Origin of the sequence: Sandarakinorhabdus oryzae (genome assembly GCF_009733735.1) — a bacterium.
Lineage (GTDB): Bacteria > Pseudomonadota > Alphaproteobacteria > Sphingomonadales > Sphingomonadaceae > Sandarakinorhabdus > Sandarakinorhabdus oryzae.
Genome location: NZ_WNJP01000021.1, coordinates 12501 through 29429, shown reverse-complemented (window position 1 = coordinate 29429; position 16929 = coordinate 12501). Strand labels below are relative to the sequence as shown.

15 protein-coding genes, 2 tRNA genes, 2 rRNA genes and 1 pseudogene (1 of these 20 cut by a window edge) are annotated in these 16929 nt (G+C 64.4%); 17 read left to right on the top strand and 3 right to left on the bottom strand.

Annotation, left to right across the window (positions count from 1 at the left end):
- The 6 genes and pseudogenes from GJ693_RS16750 to GJ693_RS03880 all read left to right on the top strand — a co-directional run.
- Positions 1-475, top strand: a pseudogene (locus GJ693_RS16750) (helicase-related protein); the annotation flags it as partial.
- Between the two features lie 3 nt (positions 476-478).
- Positions 479-823 carry an RNA-binding S4 domain-containing protein gene (locus GJ693_RS03900; RefSeq protein WP_328598816.1) on the top strand — a complete coding sequence of 115 codons (345 nt, stop codon included), beginning with the start codon at positions 479-481 and terminating at the stop codon, positions 821-823.
- 62 nt (positions 824-885) lie between these two features.
- Entirely contained in the window at positions 886-1224 is a 339-nt protein-coding gene (gene fdxA / locus GJ693_RS03895) for a ferredoxin FdxA (RefSeq protein ID WP_156255021.1), read from the top strand.
- Positions 1225-1564: 340 nt separating this feature from the next.
- Positions 1565-2068, top strand: coding sequence for a CarD family transcriptional regulator (locus GJ693_RS03890; protein ID WP_156255020.1), 504 nt, complete (start codon positions 1565-1567; stop codon positions 2066-2068).
- A 57-nt stretch (positions 2069-2125) separates the two neighbouring features.
- Entirely contained in the window at positions 2126-2683 is a 558-nt protein-coding gene (locus tag GJ693_RS03885; protein ID WP_156255019.1) for a hypothetical protein, read from the top strand.
- Between the two features lie 57 nt (positions 2684-2740).
- Positions 2741-3424 (top strand): head GIN domain-containing protein, encoded by a 684-nt coding sequence (locus GJ693_RS03880; RefSeq protein WP_156255018.1) that lies wholly within the window; start codon positions 2741-2743, stop codon positions 3422-3424.
- Positions 3425-3595: 171 nt separating this feature from the next.
- Here GJ693_RS03880 and GJ693_RS03875 read toward each other — a convergent pair whose 3' ends face one another.
- Together GJ693_RS03875 and GJ693_RS03870 are read right to left on the bottom strand one after the other, a co-directional pair.
- Complete coding sequence (locus tag GJ693_RS03875; protein ID WP_156255017.1) at positions 3596-4189, bottom strand: nitroreductase family protein; 594 nt, start codon at positions 4187-4189, stop codon at positions 3596-3598.
- 37 nt (positions 4190-4226) lie between these two features.
- The gene (locus tag GJ693_RS03870) at positions 4227-5465 is read right to left on the bottom strand and encodes a metal-dependent hydrolase family protein (protein WP_156255016.1); all 1239 of its coding nucleotides are present in this window, start codon (positions 5463-5465) and stop codon (positions 4227-4229) included.
- Positions 5466-5584: 119 nt separating this feature from the next.
- Between GJ693_RS03870 and GJ693_RS03865 the strand changes: the two genes are divergently transcribed.
- The 6 genes from GJ693_RS03865 (at position 5585) to GJ693_RS03840 (ending at position 12769) form a co-directional block, all read left to right on the top strand.
- Entirely contained in the window at positions 5585-7345 is a 1761-nt protein-coding gene (locus GJ693_RS03865) for a peptide MFS transporter (protein WP_197041948.1), read from the top strand.
- A 70-nt stretch (positions 7346-7415) separates the two neighbouring features.
- On the top strand, positions 7416-8834 hold the full coding sequence (locus GJ693_RS03860; protein WP_156255015.1) for an amidohydrolase: 1419 nt from the start codon (positions 7416-7418) through the stop codon (positions 8832-8834).
- Positions 8831-10132 (top strand): amidohydrolase family protein, encoded by a 1302-nt coding sequence (locus GJ693_RS03855; protein WP_156255014.1) that lies wholly within the window; start codon positions 8831-8833, stop codon positions 10130-10132. Before GJ693_RS03860 ends, GJ693_RS03855 begins: the two co-directional genes overlap by 4 nt.
- A 35-nt stretch (positions 10133-10167) precedes the next feature.
- Entirely contained in the window at positions 10168-10851 is a 684-nt protein-coding gene (locus GJ693_RS03850) for an NnrU family protein (protein WP_156255013.1), read from the top strand.
- Positions 10848-11651, top strand: a complete 804-nt coding sequence (locus tag GJ693_RS03845; RefSeq protein WP_156255012.1) for an SDR family NAD(P)-dependent oxidoreductase — start codon at positions 10848-10850, stop codon at positions 11649-11651. Before GJ693_RS03850 ends, GJ693_RS03845 begins: the two co-directional genes overlap by 4 nt.
- Before the next feature lie 158 nt (positions 11652-11809).
- Positions 11810-12769 carry a DUF4167 domain-containing protein gene (locus tag GJ693_RS03840; RefSeq protein ID WP_408014542.1) on the top strand — a complete coding sequence of 320 codons (960 nt, stop codon included), beginning with the start codon at positions 11810-11812 and terminating at the stop codon, positions 12767-12769.
- Between the two features lie 22 nt (positions 12770-12791).
- Here GJ693_RS03840 and GJ693_RS03835 read toward each other — a convergent pair whose 3' ends face one another.
- A complete protein-coding gene (locus GJ693_RS03835; RefSeq protein ID WP_235902613.1) occupies positions 12792-13088 on the bottom strand; it encodes a hypothetical protein in 297 nt (98 codons plus the stop codon).
- Between the two features lie 82 nt (positions 13089-13170).
- Between GJ693_RS03835 and GJ693_RS03830 the strand changes: the two genes are divergently transcribed.
- From GJ693_RS03830 to GJ693_RS03810, 5 genes are all read left to right on the top strand, one after another.
- Positions 13171-13590: a CBS domain-containing protein gene (locus GJ693_RS03830; protein WP_156255010.1), complete on the top strand. Its 420-nt coding sequence runs from the start codon at positions 13171-13173 to the stop codon at positions 13588-13590.
- Positions 13591-14363: 773 nt separating this feature from the next.
- Positions 14364-15850 (top strand): 16S ribosomal RNA (locus GJ693_RS03825).
- 141 nt (positions 15851-15991) lie between these two features.
- A tRNA-Ile gene (locus GJ693_RS03820) sits at positions 15992-16067 on the top strand.
- A gap of 31 nt (positions 16068-16098) precedes the next feature.
- Positions 16099-16174, top strand: a tRNA-Ala gene (locus tag GJ693_RS03815).
- A gap of 234 nt (positions 16175-16408) precedes the next feature.
- Positions 16409-16929 (top strand): 23S ribosomal RNA (locus GJ693_RS03810) (it continues 2268 nt past the right edge of the window).
- The 16S and 23S rRNA genes sit together here with 2 tRNA genes alongside, the layout of an rRNA operon.

Here is a 16929-nt window from a genome sequence, read left to right as displayed (position 1 = left end):
GCCGACACGCTGGCGCCTGGCGCTGTGGGCGGTGGCCAGCGAGTTGACCAGCCTGCCGCCGTTGCCGGCGCCGGGCCGGGTCTCGATGGCTGGCGCGACCCTGGTGGCGCCGGCCGACGTGCTGCTGGTCGCTGGTTTCTGGCGGCTGGGCAGCGGCAAGGATGCCATCGCCGTGCGCATCGACATGGTCGATCGCCTGTCCCGCCATATCCACGAACGCCGCGACGGCCGTGCGCCGTTCATGCCCGATCCCAATTGGGCGGCCAGCCTGGGCCTGTCGCAGGATGGGCTGGCACGGCTGCTGCGCGCGCTCGGCTATCGGCCGCGCCTCGTTGATGGCACGCCGCATTTTGCCTGGGTCGGCCCGTCGCGCACCGCGGCACGCCGGCCTGCACCCGCCACCAATGCCGTTCCCATGGCCAGGGGGAATGATGCATCGCCGTTTGCCATCCTGGCCGGCATGAAGGGGAGGTAGCATTTGGTCTACGGAGCAGGGTTGAGACTGGACAAGTTCCTCTGGTTTGCGCGCCTGGCGCCATCCCGATCGCTCGCTCAAGACCTGTGTGAAAGCCGACGATTGCGCATCGATGGGCGCGTGGTGGAGCGCGCCTCGGCGCTAGTGCGGGCCGGTGCCGTGCTCAGCTGGCCGCGCGGTGATCAGGTGATCGTGGTGCGGGTGGAAGGCCTGCCCGATCGCCGCGGCCCCTATGTCGAAGCCCGCGCCTACTATACCGATCTCACTGCCGGCAGTGGTGCCCTGAACGCCGATGCGGCAACGTCATCGCAAGATGCCCTCTTGCCAGAGGCCTTTGCCCTCGCCTAAGGCGCGACTGTGTCTTTCAGGTAACCAGCCTTTGAAGGTTCCGCCTTCGCCAGGGGAGATTTATGGCCTACGTCGTCACCGAAGCCTGCATCAAGTGCAAGTATATGGACTGTGTGGAAGTGTGTCCGGTGGACTGCTTCTACGAAGGCGAAACCATGGTGGTGATCAACCCCAATGAGTGCATCGATTGCGGCGTGTGCGAACCGGAATGCCCGGCCGAAGCCATCCTGCCCGACACCGAGGGCGGCCTTGAGAAGTGGATGGAGATCAACGCCACCTATTCGGCGCAGTGGCCGAACATCACCATGAAGGGTGAAACCCCGGACGATGCCGATTCGCACAAGGGCGAAGACGGCAAGTTCGAGAAATATTTCACCCCGACGCCCGGTAAGGGTTCGTAAACCAGGGGATTCGTGTCCATTTCCGGCCCGCTGGTGGCCGGAAATGAGACTTTTTGACCCGGAATCGCCATGGCGCCTGCCATAATTGGCATCAGCCATGGCATTTGTGACAAAATTCTGATATAGCCCTCCTTGTGATCGGGAGCGGTGTGCCCTCGGTCGGTTTCGCCGGTTCCGTCGCCGATCTCGCCAACCTGCCAGGCGGGCGACGGACCAGGGTCATTGAGAATGGCAGGCTGGCTAGAAGTGGGTCGAGAGCAGTTATTCGGGCAGCGCCGTGCGTCTGCCGGACCGACGCGATTGACCCTCGGCGCCTGATAACAAAAAGGATGTTCGATCTATGGCAATCGCCAAGCCGCTCGGTTTCGAAGTCGGTGATTATGTCGTGTATCCGAAGCACGGCGTGGGGCGCGTGGTAGAAATCCAGTGCCAGCAGATCGCTGGCGTGTCGCTCGACCTGTTCGTGCTGCGTTTTGAAAAAGAGCGGATGACCCTGCGGGTGCCGATGAACAAGGTGGAAAGCGTCGGCATGCGCAAGCTGTCGAGCCAGGCCACCATGAACGAAGCCCTGACCACCCTGAAGGGCAAGCCGCGCATCAAGCGCACCATGTGGTCGCGCCGGGCGCAGGAATATGAAGCCAAGATCAACAGCGGCGATCTGGTGAGCATCGCCGAAGTGGTGCGCGACCTGCACCGCGCCGAGGATCAGCCGGAACAGAGCTATTCCGAACGGCAGATCTATGAAGCCGCCATTGGCCGTCTCGCCCGCGAGCTGGCCGCGATGGAAAACATCGACGAACCGGCGGCCCAGCAGAAGATCGAACAGGTGCTGAAAGCCGCATGAGCGGTTGCAGCGCTGCCACCGCCGCCTGATCGGCTGCGCGAGGCCTCGTAAAGTCCAGTGTTCGCGTCGGCATCGGCCCGCAACCCGGCATGGTTCCGCCCGTTCAAGGCGGTTGTCTATGCCCTGTTGCTGGCCAATGTCGGCGTGTTCATGTGGGCAGCTGATGATGTGCTGGCGCCCAAGGCCATCGATCAGATCGGCTGGGTGATCATCCTCGCCGTGTTCGAATGGGAAACCAGCCGGCTCACCCGCGGCCGCGCCCTCACCACCGTCAGTCCCGGCGCCCTGCTTGCCGAACTCACCGGCTATGCCTGCGCGCTCTATGCACTCCGCTACTATGTCGCCATCGCCGATCCGGTGGAGATCGCCAACGCCAGCGCCTGGCTGGCGATCTCGGCGCTGATCTGGTTCGATCTCTTCAACCCTGAAGGCGCCCGCAATTTCGGCCGATCGGCGCTGCGCTGGCTGCTCTACGCCGTCACCTTCGCCTGCGCGGTGATCTGGGGCGTGGGCGGCGTCTGGCTCGATTTCGCTGACGCAGTGATCTGGATCATCTGCTTTTTTGTCATTGAAATCAACATCTTCGGATTTGACATCCCGTCACTGCGGCGCTGACTTGCCTTCGGCATTTCCTTGTGTATTATCTCGGCAATACACAAAGGAGCCCCCATCATGACTCGCCCCGCCCTGCTGCTGCTCTCTGCCGCCCTCGTTGCCGCGCCGGCCAGCGCCGCTGAACGCCGATTCGAGGCGACTGGCTTCGACCGGGTGGCGGTCAGCGGCAGTGACAATGTCCGCATCCAGCAGGGCAAGGGCTTTGCCGTCGTCGCCAACGGCGAGGCCGCCGATCTCGACAAGCTCGATATCCGGGTCGAGAAAGGCGCGCTCCTGATTGGCCGCAAGAAGGGCAACTGGAGCTGGGGCAATGGCAAGGAGGTGACCGTCGCCGTCACCCTGCCGGCGCTGCACGGCCTGTCGCTGGCCGGCTCTGCCGATGTGCAGGCCGACAAGGGCAGCGGCGACAACTTCGATGTGCGGGTCGCCGGCTCCGGCAACCTGCTGCTCGCCAGTCTCGATACCCGCGCCGCCAATGTGTCGATTTCCGGCTCCGGCGACGTGAAGGTCGCCGGCCGCTGCGGCGCCCTCAATGTCAAGATTGCCGGCAGCGGCGACGCCGATCTGGCGGGCCTCGCCTGCACCAACACCGCGATCAGCATTGCCGGTTCGGGCGATGTCACCGCCCACGCCAGCGGTCAGGCCGATGTGCGGATCGCAGGTTCGGGTGACGTGCGCATCACCGGCGGCGCCAAGTGCAGCAAGAAGGTGGCCGGCAGCGGCGAGGTGTACTGCAGCTAGGCCGTGAACTCATAAATGGTTGGGGTCGGGATCGCCTCTCCGGGCGACCGCGCAGCGGCGACGGCGCCTTTGCTCGCTGGCGGCGTCGCGTCGTCGGTTGCGATGCGCTGCATCGCGCCCTCCTCACTCCTTGCCAGCGAACAAATTCACCATCGTCACGATCCCACCCATTTATGAGTTCACGGCCTGACCGCGCCAGTGGGCAGTGATGGCCCCAAGGTCGGGCCGCGGGCGTTCCTCCAGCGGCTTGCCCTGCGCGCCGATGAAGATGAAGCCGGCAATCCGTTCCGGCGCAGCACCGCCAAACAGCGCCAGCACCTTCTCGTCATAGGCCGCCCAGCCGGTCAGCCAGTTGGCGACAAAGCCGTGAGCATGGGCGGCCAGGCACAGATTCTGGCACAGCGCGCCGGCGGAAAGCTCCTGCTCCCACGCCGGGATATGGCTCGGCTTCGGGCTGGCGATCACCACCACCAGGCACGGCGCCTGGGTGGCGAACTGGGTGATGGCCTCCTGCTCCAGCCGGCCGGCGTCGGGCTTGCCGGCCAGATAGATGCCCAATAGCGCTTGGGCAAAGGCGGCGCGATTCTCCACCACCACGAAACGCCACGGCGCGAGCTTGCCGTGATCGGGCACGCGCGCCGCAGCCGCCAAGATGGCCTGCAACTGATCGGCATCAGGGCCGGGCGCCAGCATCTCGCGTGCCTTGCCGGACCGGCGGCTGGCCAGCAGCGTGGCTGGGCTTGTGCGATCGTTGAAATTGTCCATGGCCGGTGGCCCTAGCCCGGGCGACGCGATTTGCCAATCAGTCCGCCCGCACGACCGTGCCACCCTTCATCACAAAGCGCACGCGGGTAACGGCGGTGAGATCGGCGACCGGATCGCCCGGCACCGCCACCAGATCGGCGAGCAGGCCGGCTGCGATACGGCCGCGATCGGCCAGGCCGAAATAGCGGGCGTTGCCCGCGGTGGCCGCGGTGAGGACGGCGGCGTTGGCCATGCCGGCCTTGGCCATCGCCAGCATCTCGCGGGCATTCTCGCCATGGGCAAACACGCCGACATCGCCGCCCATGCAGATCGGCACGCCGGCCTTCAGCGCCAGCTGGAAGGCGGCGCGGTCTTCCACCACCACAGGCGGCGCCGGGTCCTGGCCGTTCCAGCCGCGGTAACGGGCAATGGCCTCGCCGGCGGCGAGCGTCGGGCAGAGCGGTGTCTTGTTCTTCGCCATCAGCGCAAAGGTCGCCGCATCGCCTTCGCCGCCATGTTCGATCACGTCGGCACCGGCCAGTGTGGCGCGGCGCATGGCCTCGGCGGTGTTGGCGTGCACGGCGACCGGCCGGCCGGCATCGTGGGCGGCGGCGACGGCAGCGGTCATCTCGGCCTGGCTGAAGGTCGGCCGGCTGCCTTCGCCGGGCCGCCAGCGATAATCGCCATAGAGCTTCACCAGGTCGGCACCCGCGCCGATCTGGCGGCGGACGGCGCTGACCAGGTTTGGCCCGTCGGCTTCCTCGGCACCCTGCGGCACATGCCAGGCATCATTCTTGGGCGCATAGCTGCCCGGTGCGACGATGGCGCGGGTGGCAATCAGCAGGCGGGGCCCAAGGATATGGCCTTCGTTGATGGCGCGCTTCAGCCCGACATCGGCGGTGCCGGCGCCTTCGGTGCCGAGATCGCGGGCGGTGGTGAAGCCGGCCATCAGTGTGGCCCTGGCATGCACCACGGCGCGGGCAACGCGATAGGCCTCGCTTTCCTTCAGCACCTGATCGTCCCACGGCACGGCGTCATAGGGGTGCAGCAGCAGGTGGGTGTGGCCTTCGATGAAGCCGGGCAGCAAGGTCTGGCCGGGCAGGGCGAGGCGCTGCGTGCCGTCCGGCGCGGTGAGATTAGGCCCAGCGGCCACGATGCGCCCGCCATCGACCAGCACCTGCCAGCCGCTGTGCATCGCCTCCCCATCCCACACCCGGTCGGGCGTGATCAATGTGGGCGCGGCGATGGCCGGCATTGAAGCAATGGCGAGGAGGGCGGAGAACAGGGTGCGGATCATGGCGCAAACAGACGCTGCGGCCGCTGCCCCGTCAAGCCCGCGCGGCGCTTGGCGGCAGCGCCGCCGCCCGCTATCAGGGAGGCACGAGGCGCGCTGGCAGCGCGCGAGGGAGAGACATCTTGAACGAGAACGCGAGCGCGGCAGCGGCTGACACCCGCCCGCAATGGTTCGGCCACCCGGCGCAGCTGGCGCGGCTGTTCACCACCGAGGCCATGGAGCGCTTTGGTTACTACGGCATGCGGGCGTTGCTGACGCTCTATCTCGCCAACCATTTCCTGTTTTCCGACAGCACGACCACCAGCCTCTACGGCGGCTTTACCGCGCTGGTCTATCTCACCCCACTGGTCGGCGGCTTGCTGGCCGACAATTATCTCGGCTCCAAGAAGGCCGTGAAGTTCGGTGCCATCCTGATGGCGCTGGGCTATTTCACGCTCTGCTTCGGTGGTGAGACGGCCAAGCCCTGGGCCAAGATCGACGGCCAGCAATATGCGGTGAGTGTCGAGAGCAAGGGAAATGACAAGAGCCAGTTTGTCGAGCTGCAGGGCCAGAAGCTGCAGATCAAGGGCAACGAGGATGGCAGCGTCAGCCTGGTTGCGGCTGACGGCACGGAAGCCCGCCACATCGCCAAGGGGGGCTTTGAAGCGGGTGGTGAGCGTGATGCGCTGTTCGTCACCATCATGCTGCTCGGCCTGTCCGCCGTCACCATCGGCAATGGCTTTTTCAAGCCCAACATCTCGACCATGGTCGGCAGCCTCTATGCCAAGGGCGACAGCCGGCGGGATGCCGGCTTCACCATCTTCTACATGGGCATCAACCTGGGTTCGCTCGGCAGCCAGCTCGCCTGCCCGTTCCTTGCCGATGCCTATGGCTGGTGGGCCGGATTCCTGTTGGCGGCCTGCGGCATGGCGCTGAGCTGGTATCTGATCCAGTTCGCCGGGCCCAAGCTGGCCGGCTATGGCGAGCCGCCGGCCGGCGCGCCCAACCGCGATCTGGCCATCTATGTTGGCGCCATCGCCTTCGTGCCTTTGGTGTGGTTCCTGTTCACCAACCTGATGGACGCGCCGCCGCCGGTCGAAGGCGCCGGCTTCATGGGGTATCTCGCGGGCCTGCCGATCCTGGGCAAGGTGCTGTTCGGCACCTTCCTGGCCTGTGTGGTCTTCATACCCGTTTGGTCGATCATGGTCGGCACGCGCCAGGAATGGCAGATGATGCTGGCGGCGATCGTGCTGATTGTCTTCAATGTGGTGTTCTGGACGCTGTTCGAACAGGCCGGATCGAGCCTGACGCTGTTTGCGGCGCGCAACACCGATCTGTCGATCTTCGGGCTGTTCACCATCTCGCCGGGGCAGACCCAGTTCTTCAACGCCATCTTCATCGTCATGCTGGCGCCGTTATTCAGCATGATGTGGCAGGCGCTGGGCCGCAGGGGCCTGGAGCCGGGCATTCCGGTGAAATTCGGCATGGCGCTGGCTGGCGTGGGCGGCGGCTTCCTGTTCCTGGTATGGGGCAGCCAGTTTGCCGGGCCGGATTTTAAGGTGGGTGTGTGGTGGCTGGCCGGCCTCTATCTTATCCATTCGATGGCGGAACTGATGATCTCGCCGGTGGGCCTGTCGATGGTCACCAAGCTGTCGATCGCCCGCATCGTGGGCCTGATGATGGGCCTGTGGTTCGTTTCCATCGCCTGCGCGCAATATGTTGGCGGGCTGGTGGCGCAGGTGGCGAGCGTGGAAACCGTCGGCGGGCAGGTGACCAATCTGAAGGTCAGCCTCGACACCTATACCCAGGTGTTCCAGACCATCGGTCTCACCTCGGCGGCCATCGGCGGCGTGCTGCTGCTGATCTCGCCCCTGCTCAAGCGCTTGATGCACGGCGTGAAATAATGGCGTTAGGGTAATTTGCGCTTGCTCCCCGGTTGGCCCAGCATGGCGGCCAATAGGGGAGTGAGATCATATGCGGGCGTTGGTGTTGGGTGTGGCCGGGCTGGCACTGGCCACCGCGGCGGCCGCGAAGGACAAGCCCAAAGACGCGCCGGCGACGCCGCCCGACGTGGTGCGGGTGGGCAAGGACCCGTGGCCGAGCCAATACAAGCCCTATCCCGGCCAGGTGACGGTGATCCGCGGCGCCACCATCTATGATGGCGCCGGCCACCGCTTCGACAATGGCATGATCCGGCTGGAAGGCGGCAAGATCGCCGAGATTGGCCAGACAGTGAGTGTGCCCGACGGCGCCCGGCTGATAGAGGCGCAAGGCAAATATGTCACCGCCGGCATCATCGACATTCACAGCCACCTGGGCGTCTATCCCAGCCCCGCCGTCGACGCCAACAGCGACGGCAACGAGGCGACCAGCCCGGCCCGCCCGGAAGTGTGGGCCGAACACAGCGTGTGGCCGCAGGACCCCGGCTTCAGCCGCGCATTGGCGGGTGGCATCACCGCCATGCATGTGCTGCCCGGCTCGGCCAATCTGTTCGGCGGGCGCGGCGTGACGCTGAAACCCGTTTATGGCCGCAGCGTGCAGGAGATGAAGTTTCCGGGCGCGCCCTATAGTTTGAAGATGGCCTGCGGGGAGAACCCGAAGCGCGTCTATGGCAGCCGCAACCAGATGCCCTCCACCCGCATGGGCAATATCGCCTATGCCCGCCAGCTCTGGTCCGACGCGGTGGCCTACAAGCGGCGCTGGGATGATTATACCAGGCGGGCCGAAGCCGGGACGGCGAAGCCCACCGACGCGCCGCGCCGCGAGCTGGCGCTCGACACGCTGATGGGGGTGCTGAACGGCGAGATATTGGTGCAGAACCACTGCTATCGCGCCGATGAAATGGCCAACATGATCGCGATGTCGAAGGAGTTCGGCTACAAGATCACCGCCTTCCACCACGCGGTCGAAAGCTACAAGCTGGCCGATACGCTGAAGGCCGAGGGCATCTGCTCGGCGATGTGGGCGGATTGGTATGGCTTCAAGATGGAGAGTTTCGATGGCATCCGCGAGAATATCGCGCTGGTGAACGCCGCCGGCGCCTGCGCCATCGTCCACAGCGATGACGAGAATGGCATCCAGCGCCTGAACCAAGAAGCCGCCAAGGCCATCGCCGCCGGCCGCCGCCTCGGCCTGCCGATCGCGCCCGAGCAGGCCTGGACCTGGCTCAGCCTCAATCCGGCCAGGGGCCTGGGCATCGCGGACCGCACCGGCAGCCTGGAAGTAGGCAAGGCGGCTGACGTCGTGCTGTGGTCGGCCGAGCCGTTCAGTGTCTATGCCCGGCCGATGACCGTGTGGATCGATGGCGCGCTGATGTATGACTGGGGGGATCCCAAACGCCGGCCAACGGCGGACTTCGAACTCGGCCAGCCCGGCGTGGGAGACGTGAAATGAAGCGCCTGGCCATCACCCTCTTGCTGGCAGGCGCGCCCCTGCCCGCCGCCGCCGCCCCTGTTGCCATCACCGGTGCCACCATCATGACCGCGCGCGGCGAGACGGTGATCGACGGCGGCACTTTGGTCTTTGACAATGGCCGCATCACCGCCGTCGGCAAGGATGTCGCCGTGCCGGCCGGCGCCACCGTGATCGACGGCAAGGGCCGCATCCTCACCCCTGGCATCATCGCGGCGACCAGCGATCTCGGCATTTCCGAAGTGAACGGCGTGCGTGAGACCAATGATGGCAGCGCGCGCCAGTCGCCCTTCTCGGCGGCGCTTGATCTGTCGACCGCGATCAACCCGCGTTCAATCCACATCGCCATCAGCCGCATGGCCGGCGTCACCCGCGCTGCGGCGCTGCCCGATTCGGCGGGCAGCATCTTTGGCGGGCAAGGCGCGCTGATCAGCCTGTCGGCCAGTGGCGCCACGCTCACCCGGGCGCGCGCACTGCAATATATGGAACTGGGCGAAACCGGTGGGCGCATTGCCGGCGGCTCGCGCCCGGCAGCCTTTGCGCAGCTGGCCAACATGCTGGCCGAAGCGCAGCGGCTGGCGCTCAACCCTGCCGCTTTTGATCGCGGGCAGGATTCGGGCTCATTGGCCAAGCGGCTGGATGCCGAGGCCCTGGCCCCGGTGATCGATGGCCGCCAGCCGCTGTTCGTCCATGTCGAGCGCGCCAGCGACATCCAGGAACTGCTGAAGCTGAAGGCGCGCTATCCGGCGCTGCGCCCGGTGCTGGTCGGCGCGCGCGAGGCTTGGCTGGTGGCGGGCGAGATTGCCCGCGCCGGCGTGCCGGTGATCACCCACAGCCTCTATGACCTGCCTGACGATTTCGAATCGCTGGCCGCCAGCCGCAACAATCTGGGCGTGCTGCAAGCAGCCGGGGTCACAGTCGCGATCGCGCCATTGGGTGGTATTGGCGGCACCTCTCCGGTCAACCTGCCAAGCTATGCCGGCAATGCGGTGGCGCAAGGGCTGGTGCCGGGCGGCAAGGGGCTCACCCGGGCCCAGGCACTGGCGGCCATCACCGCCAACCCGGCCCGCATCCTGGGGCTGGCCGACACCGGTACGCTGGAGGTCGGCAAGCGCGCCGACCTGGTGTTGTGGGATGGTGACCCGCTAGAACTGATGAGCGCGCCGGTCGCGGTGTGGATCGATGGTGCCGCCCAGCCGATGACCAGCCGGCAAAGTGAATTGGCGCAGCGCTACAAAGCGCTTGGCCGCACCGATTTGCCGCTGCAATATCCCCGATAAGCCGCTGGCCCCCGCTGGCGGAGGAGGGGACAAGCGTGTCTGATCTGATGCTGCTGGCGTTGCTGGTTGGCCTGTTCGTGGTCAGCCACGAACTGCTGTCGCACCCGCTGCGCGGCCCGCTGGTGGCGCGACTGGGCGAGAAGGGCTTTGCCATTCTCTATTCGCTGATTGCCCTGGCCAGCTTTGGCAGCGCTGTGCAATTGTGGCGGCAGATCCCCAAGGATCGGCTGTGGGACACGCCGGCCAGCGCCTATATCCCGGCCATGGTGGCCATGCTGGTTGCCTGCATCTTTTTCGTCGGATCGGTGTCCTCACCCAATCCGGCGATGATGCCGGGGGTGAAGGGTGAGCCCAAGGGGCTGCAGCGCATCACCCGCCACCCGATGATGTGGAGCTTTGCGATCTGGGCCGCCGTCCACATCGTGATGACCGCTGATCCGCGCACCATACTGCTGGCCTGTGGCGTGGCTGTGCTGGCGCTGTTCGGCACGGCCATGCAGGACGGCAAGAAGAAGGCGCAGAACCCCGCCTATGCCGCCCACATGGCGCGCACTTCGCATTTTCCGTTCCTGGCCATCCTGGGCGGCCGTCAGCCGCTGCGCGCGCTGTGGCCGGGCCTGGTGCCGGTGCTGGGCGGGCTGGCGCTGTGGCTGCTGCTTCTCTGGGCCCACCCGATGCTGATCGGCGTGCCGGCCGCCGGCTGGAGTTATTTCCAATGAGCGATGTTGCGGGCAAGACGGTCTGGATCACCGGGGCTTCGGCCGGGATCGGCAAGGGGCTGGCGCTGGCGCTGGCGCGCGAGGGCGCCCGGCTGGTGCTGTCGGGGCGCAACCGCGCGGCACTTGATGACGTGGCAGCCGAATGCCCCGGCAGCCTGGTCGAGCCGTTCGAGACCACCGATCTTGATGCGCTGCCTGCCATCGTGGCGCGGGTGGCGGCGGCAACCGGCGGGATCGACTGGCTGGTCAACAATGCCGGCATCTCGCAGCGCAGCCTGGCGCTCGACACCGATTTCAGCGTCTATCGCACCATCATGGAGGTGGACTTCTTCGCGCCGCTGCGGCTCACCCAGCTGGTGCTGCCGGCGATGGTGGCGCGGGGCAGTGGGCGAATCATCAACAATGCCTCGGTGGCCGGCAAGGTCGGATCGCCGCTGCGCACCGGTTATTGCGCGGCCAAACATGCGCTGGTCGGCTGGTCGGATGCGCTCAGGGCCGAGATCGCCCAATATGGCGTGCAGGTGCATGTGCTGACCCCCGGCTTTGTGGCGACGGGCATCGGCCGCAACGCGCTGCGCGGCGACGGCAGCCAGAAAGGCGATGGCGAGGATCCGGTGGATGGCGGCATTTCCATCCACGAAGCGGCTCAGCAGATCATCGCCGGCATCACTGGCAATGTGCCGGAAATCCCGGTCGGCCGGGAGGGCGCCGCCGAAATGCAGCTGCTCGGCCTGAAGCGGCAGGATCCCGAAGCCTGCTTTACCCTGATGGCAGGCATGGCGCCAAAGGTGTCCCGCTGAGGCAGCTATTGCTGGGGGTGCGTCGTTTTTCCCTTGGCGAGCGCGCCGCGCCCGGCTAAGGCGGAATTCAGGCAGCCGCCGCATGGACGCAGCGCCTGCCTCTCGCACAGCATCAGCCGGTACGCCAGCAAGGGGGCACGTCCGGTCGTTGACAGGCCTTGCATGGCCCCGGCGCCCGAACCGCGCCACGGGCAAGTTCCACCCAACAGCGGCCAGACGATTGCCAGGCAACGGGCCAGAGAACGGGGATTACGATCTTGATCAGGAACAACCAGCGGCGGCGGCGTGGTGGCGGCAACAATGGCCCGCGCCCGCAACAAATGGCTGGTGGCAACAATTATGGCGCCCGGCTCGACAACCGGCAGCGCGGCAATGCCACCCAGTTGCTGGAAAAATATCGCGCCCTGGCCCGGGATGCCCAGCAGGCCGGCGACCGCGTGACTGCGGAATATTATCTGCAATATGCCGAACATTATTTCCGCCTGCTCGGCGATTATCGTGACCGCCAGCCCGAAGGCCGCCGCGGCCGCGACGGCTATGATGATGAAGGGATGGAAGGCGACACCGAAACCGCTGAGAGCGATGCCGGCGACGAGCGCGACGACAGCGATGACGATCGCCGCGACAACCGCCGTGACGAGCGTGGCCGTGACGACCGGCAGCGCGATGATCGGCCCCGTGATGATCGGCAGCGCGGCGACCGCAACCGCGATGACCGGCCGCGCGATGACCGGCCGCGTGACGAGCGCCCCCGTGATGACCGTCCGCGGGATGACCGTCCGCGGGATGATCGCCCCCGCAATGACCGCCCCCGCGATGATCGCGGCGGCGATCGCAACCGGCGTGACTGGCAGCGTGACCGCCGGCCTGAGCGGAGCGACCAGGGCCGCGAAGCCGATGGTGCCGAATCCCCGGTCGCCGACGAGCGCGAATCGTTGCTGCAGGCGTTGCCGCCGCCGGTCTCGCGCGGCGAAGGCCGCCGGTTGGGCCTGCGCCGTGAGCCGGTCGAGGCGGCCGCAGCGGACGTCCCGGCGCCGGCCGACGTTGCCGATGATGCCGCTCCGCGCCGGCGCACCCGCGCCAAGAAGCCGGTGACGGAAGCCGAATCGGCCGATTGATCGCCAGTCCCTGTCGCTGAACTCAGTCGCTGCGGCCCACGCTGTCGTCGTGCCCGGAGCGATTGGAGACGAACACGAGCCCCATCAGTGCGCCGGTGAGCAGCACCGTGCCAGCAATTCCGCCGGACACGGCCAGCCACAATTCCCAGCGCGGCGGCGCCCCGGTCAGGTGCAGTGCCGCCAGCGCCGCCAGCACGGCCAGTACCGCGCTCAGGCCAACAATGCGCATCAGCCGCCGGAACGGCACCCAGGCTGAAATGGGCACGGCCGCGACAGGCAAGGCCGATTCGGCCGGCGGGCCTGGGGGATGGGCTGTCATTGCACTTTGCCTTCCGGTCGCGTTGGGCGCATGATCGCTTTAGCAGGGCCCCGATAACGGAGGCCTCAGTGGGAGGCGAATCATGCTCGGTTCGATTCTCGTCGGCAAGAAGCCGCTTGTCACGGTCCGGCGCGACACGCCGGTCAGCGCCATCGTTGAACTTCTCTACACCCATCGCATCGGCGCCGTGCTGGTGATGGAGGGTGACGGCATCGCCGGCCTGGTGAGCGAGCGCGACATCTGCCGGTGCATGCACACCCACGGCACCGGCGTGCACGATGCCCGCGCTGATGACATCATGTCGGCTCCTGTGGTCACCGCCAGTGCCCGCACCAGCATCGCTGATGCCATGGCGATCATGACCGACCGTCGCTTCCGCCACCTGCCGGTGGTGGAGGAGGGCCAGCTGCTCGGGCTGGTGTCGATCGGCGACCTGGTGAAGCGCCGAATCGAGGACGCCGAGGCGGAAGCCGAATCCCTGAAGCATTATATCGCCAGCTGAGAGGGGGCTGCGCGGCCGGCGATTCGACGCGTTGGCCGACTCAATTCGGTGCGTTGCGTGCCGGGCGGACCCAGCATGGCGCGGGATTCGTGTCCTGGCGGCCCCGATTCCCGCCAGCTTGCCGCTTTGTCATCTCGGGTGCGGCTGCCGGCTGGCTGTGGATAAGGTTCGCATCTTCCAAGGAAGAGACAGAAAATTTCGCGATCCCGCAAAAAAGCGCTTGCAAGCCCGGTGGGTCGCCCATAGAGGAGCGCTCCCGGCCGACGGGAACGCCGCTTTCGCAGCGACGCTCCCCAGGCAGCCAAGACAACAGCAGTGGTCAGCTTGACCCACCTTCAAAGTGGGCAGATAGTCATTGCGGTGCCGGGAAATTCCGCTCTCCGAGAAATCGGAAAGCACCGGAAAAAAAGTTGTTGACGGGATGTTTCGAGCGGACCATAAGCCGCCCCCGTCGCCGACGACGAGCCCACCGCCTTCTGGCAAAGCGCTCTTCGCCGACATCGAACAAGACACCGGTCAGGAACCTGGTCACACAGGGGATCGAACGGCGTCGCTCTTTCTCATCGTAGGTTAAAATGAAGGGACATGTGGGCGGCGGTCCACGGTTCGGGATTTCAGGTTCCGAGTGCCGTGGTTAAAACCGAAGCTTATATGTCTCAATACCACAAAGCACACCGGCTTTAGGGCCGGAATGTCAGTGATGTTGTGCAGACAGAATAAGCTCCTGAACGATGATCGTTCATTGCGGTTTTCCCCGCGATGATCGGTTACATGAACTTGAGAGTTTGATCCTGGCTCAGAACGAACGCTGGCGGCATGCCTAACACATGCAAGTCGAACGAAGCCTTCGGGCTTAGTGGCGCACGGGTGCGTAACGCGTGGGAATCTGCCCTTGGGTACGGAATAACAGTGAGAAATTACTGCTAATACCGTATGATGTCTTCGGACCAAAGATTTATCGCCCAGGGATGAGCCCGCGTAGGATTAGCTAGTTGGTGAGGTAAAGGCTCACCAAGGCTACGATCCTTAGCTGGTCTGAGAGGATGATCAGCCACACTGGGACTGAGACACGGCCCAGACTCCTACGGGAGGCAGCAGTGGGGAATATTGGACAATGGGCGAAAGCCTGATCCAGCAATGCCGCGTGAGTGAAGAAGGCCTTCGGGTTGTAAAGCTCTTTTACCCGGGATGATAATGACCGTACCGGGAGAATAAGCCCCGGCTAACTCCGTGCCAGCAGCCGCGGTAATACGGAGGGGGCTAGCGTTGTTCGGAATCACTGGGCGTAAAGCGTACGTAGGCGGCCATTCAAGTCAGAGGTGAAAGCCCAGGGCTCAACCCTGGAACTGCCTTTGAAACTAGATGGCTCGAACACGGGAGAGGTGAGTGGAATTCCGAGTGTAGAGGTGAAATTCGTAGATATTCGGAAGAACACCAGTGGCGAAGGCGGCTCACTGGACCGTTGTTGACGCTGAGGTACGAAAGCGTGGGGAGCAAACAGGATTAGATACCCTGGTAGTCCACGCCGTAAACGATGATAACTAGCTGTTGGGGCTCTTGGAGCTCCGGTGGCGCAGCTAACGCATTAAGTTATCCGCCTGGGGAGTACGGCCGCAAGGTTAAAACTCAAAGGAATTGACGGGGGCCTGCACAAGCGGTGGAGCATGTGGTTTAATTCGAAGCAACGCGCAGAACCTTACCAGCGTTTGACATCCCAGGACGATTTCCAGAGATGGATTTCTTCTCGCAAGAGACTTGGAGACAGGTGCTGCATGGCTGTCGTCAGCTCGTGTCGTGAGATGTTGGGTTAAGTCCCGCAACGAGCGCAACCCTCGCCTTTAGTTACCATCATTCAGTTGGGGACTCTAAAGGAACCGCCGGTGATAAGCCGGAGGAAGGTGGGGATGACGTCAAGTCCTCATGGCCCTTACACGCTGGGCTACACACGTGCTACAATGGCGGTGACAATGGGCTGCAATCCCGCGAGGGTGCGCTAATCTCAAAAAGCCGTCTCAGTTCGGATTGTTCTCTGCAACTCGAGAGCATGAAGGCGGAATCGCTAGTAATCGTGGATCAGCATGCCACGGTGAATACGTTCCCAGGCCTTGTACACACCGCCCGTCACACCATGGGAGTTGGATTGACCCGAAGGCAGTGGGCTAACCCGCAAGGGAGGCAGCTGACCACGGTCGGTTCAGTGACTGGGGTGAAGTCGTAACAAGGTAGCCGTAGGGGAACCTGCGGCTGGATCACCTCCTTTCTAAGGATGTTCCTGCACTGCGCCAGCTTCGGCTGGAAGAGCGTCTGGATCTCCAAAGACATTACCGCCGCCCTCATGTCCCTTCATTCTGGAAACGCCGAGTGCTACGGCCCTCGTGCCGCCGTATCTCGGCAGGCGCATGGGCCGGTAGCTCAGGGGTTAGAGCACACGCTTGATAAGCGTGGGGTCGAAGGTTCAAATCCTTCTCGGCCCACCATGCGCACCTTTTTGCAGCGTTGCTGCGAGAGGGGGCCTTAGCTCAGTTGGGAGAGCGCTAGCTTTGCAAGCTTGAGGTCATCGGTTCGATCCCGATAGGCTCCACCAACTTTCCGGAATGAGGTAACCAGTTTGCCCGGCAGATCTGCTGCCGCGGCATTTCTTTGACATTGTGAATGGGTTTTTTTGAACGATGCCGTGGGTCGTTCTCATTGGGTATACAAGCCAATGAGAATTGTACCTGGTGTCAGGCGCCCGCCTTGGTGCGTCCTGATACCGAAACAGTGATCGTTTGATGGCCGCAAGGCCAACGGCAGTGATGTCGTTGGTGGTGCGGGTCTTCAAGCGTGAGGTAAGGGCATTTGGTGGATGCCTTGGCATGCACAGGCGATGAAGGACGTGGCACGCTGCGATAAGCTGTGGTGAGGTGTGAGCAACCTTTGACCCGCAGATTTCCGAATGGGGAAACCCAATCTCTTCATTTAATTTCGTATGATCTCACGATCGTCCGAAGTTAAATGATCAGATTATCCCATACTGAATACATAGGTATGGAGAAGCGAACCCGGGGAACTGAAACATCTCAGTACCCGGAGGAAAGGACATCAACCGAGACTCCGTTAGTAGTGGCGAGCGAACGCGGACCAGGCCAGTGGTCTGATCGAAATCAGCAGAACGACTTGGAAACGTCGGCCAGAGCGGGTGATAGCCCCGTATGCGTCAATAGAGATCAGATCCTTGAGTAAGGCGGGACACGTGTAATCCTGTCTGAATATGGGGGGACCACCCTCCAAGCCTAAGTACTCGTGCATGACCGATAGCGAACAAGTACCGTGAGGGAAAGGTGAAAAGCACCCCGATGA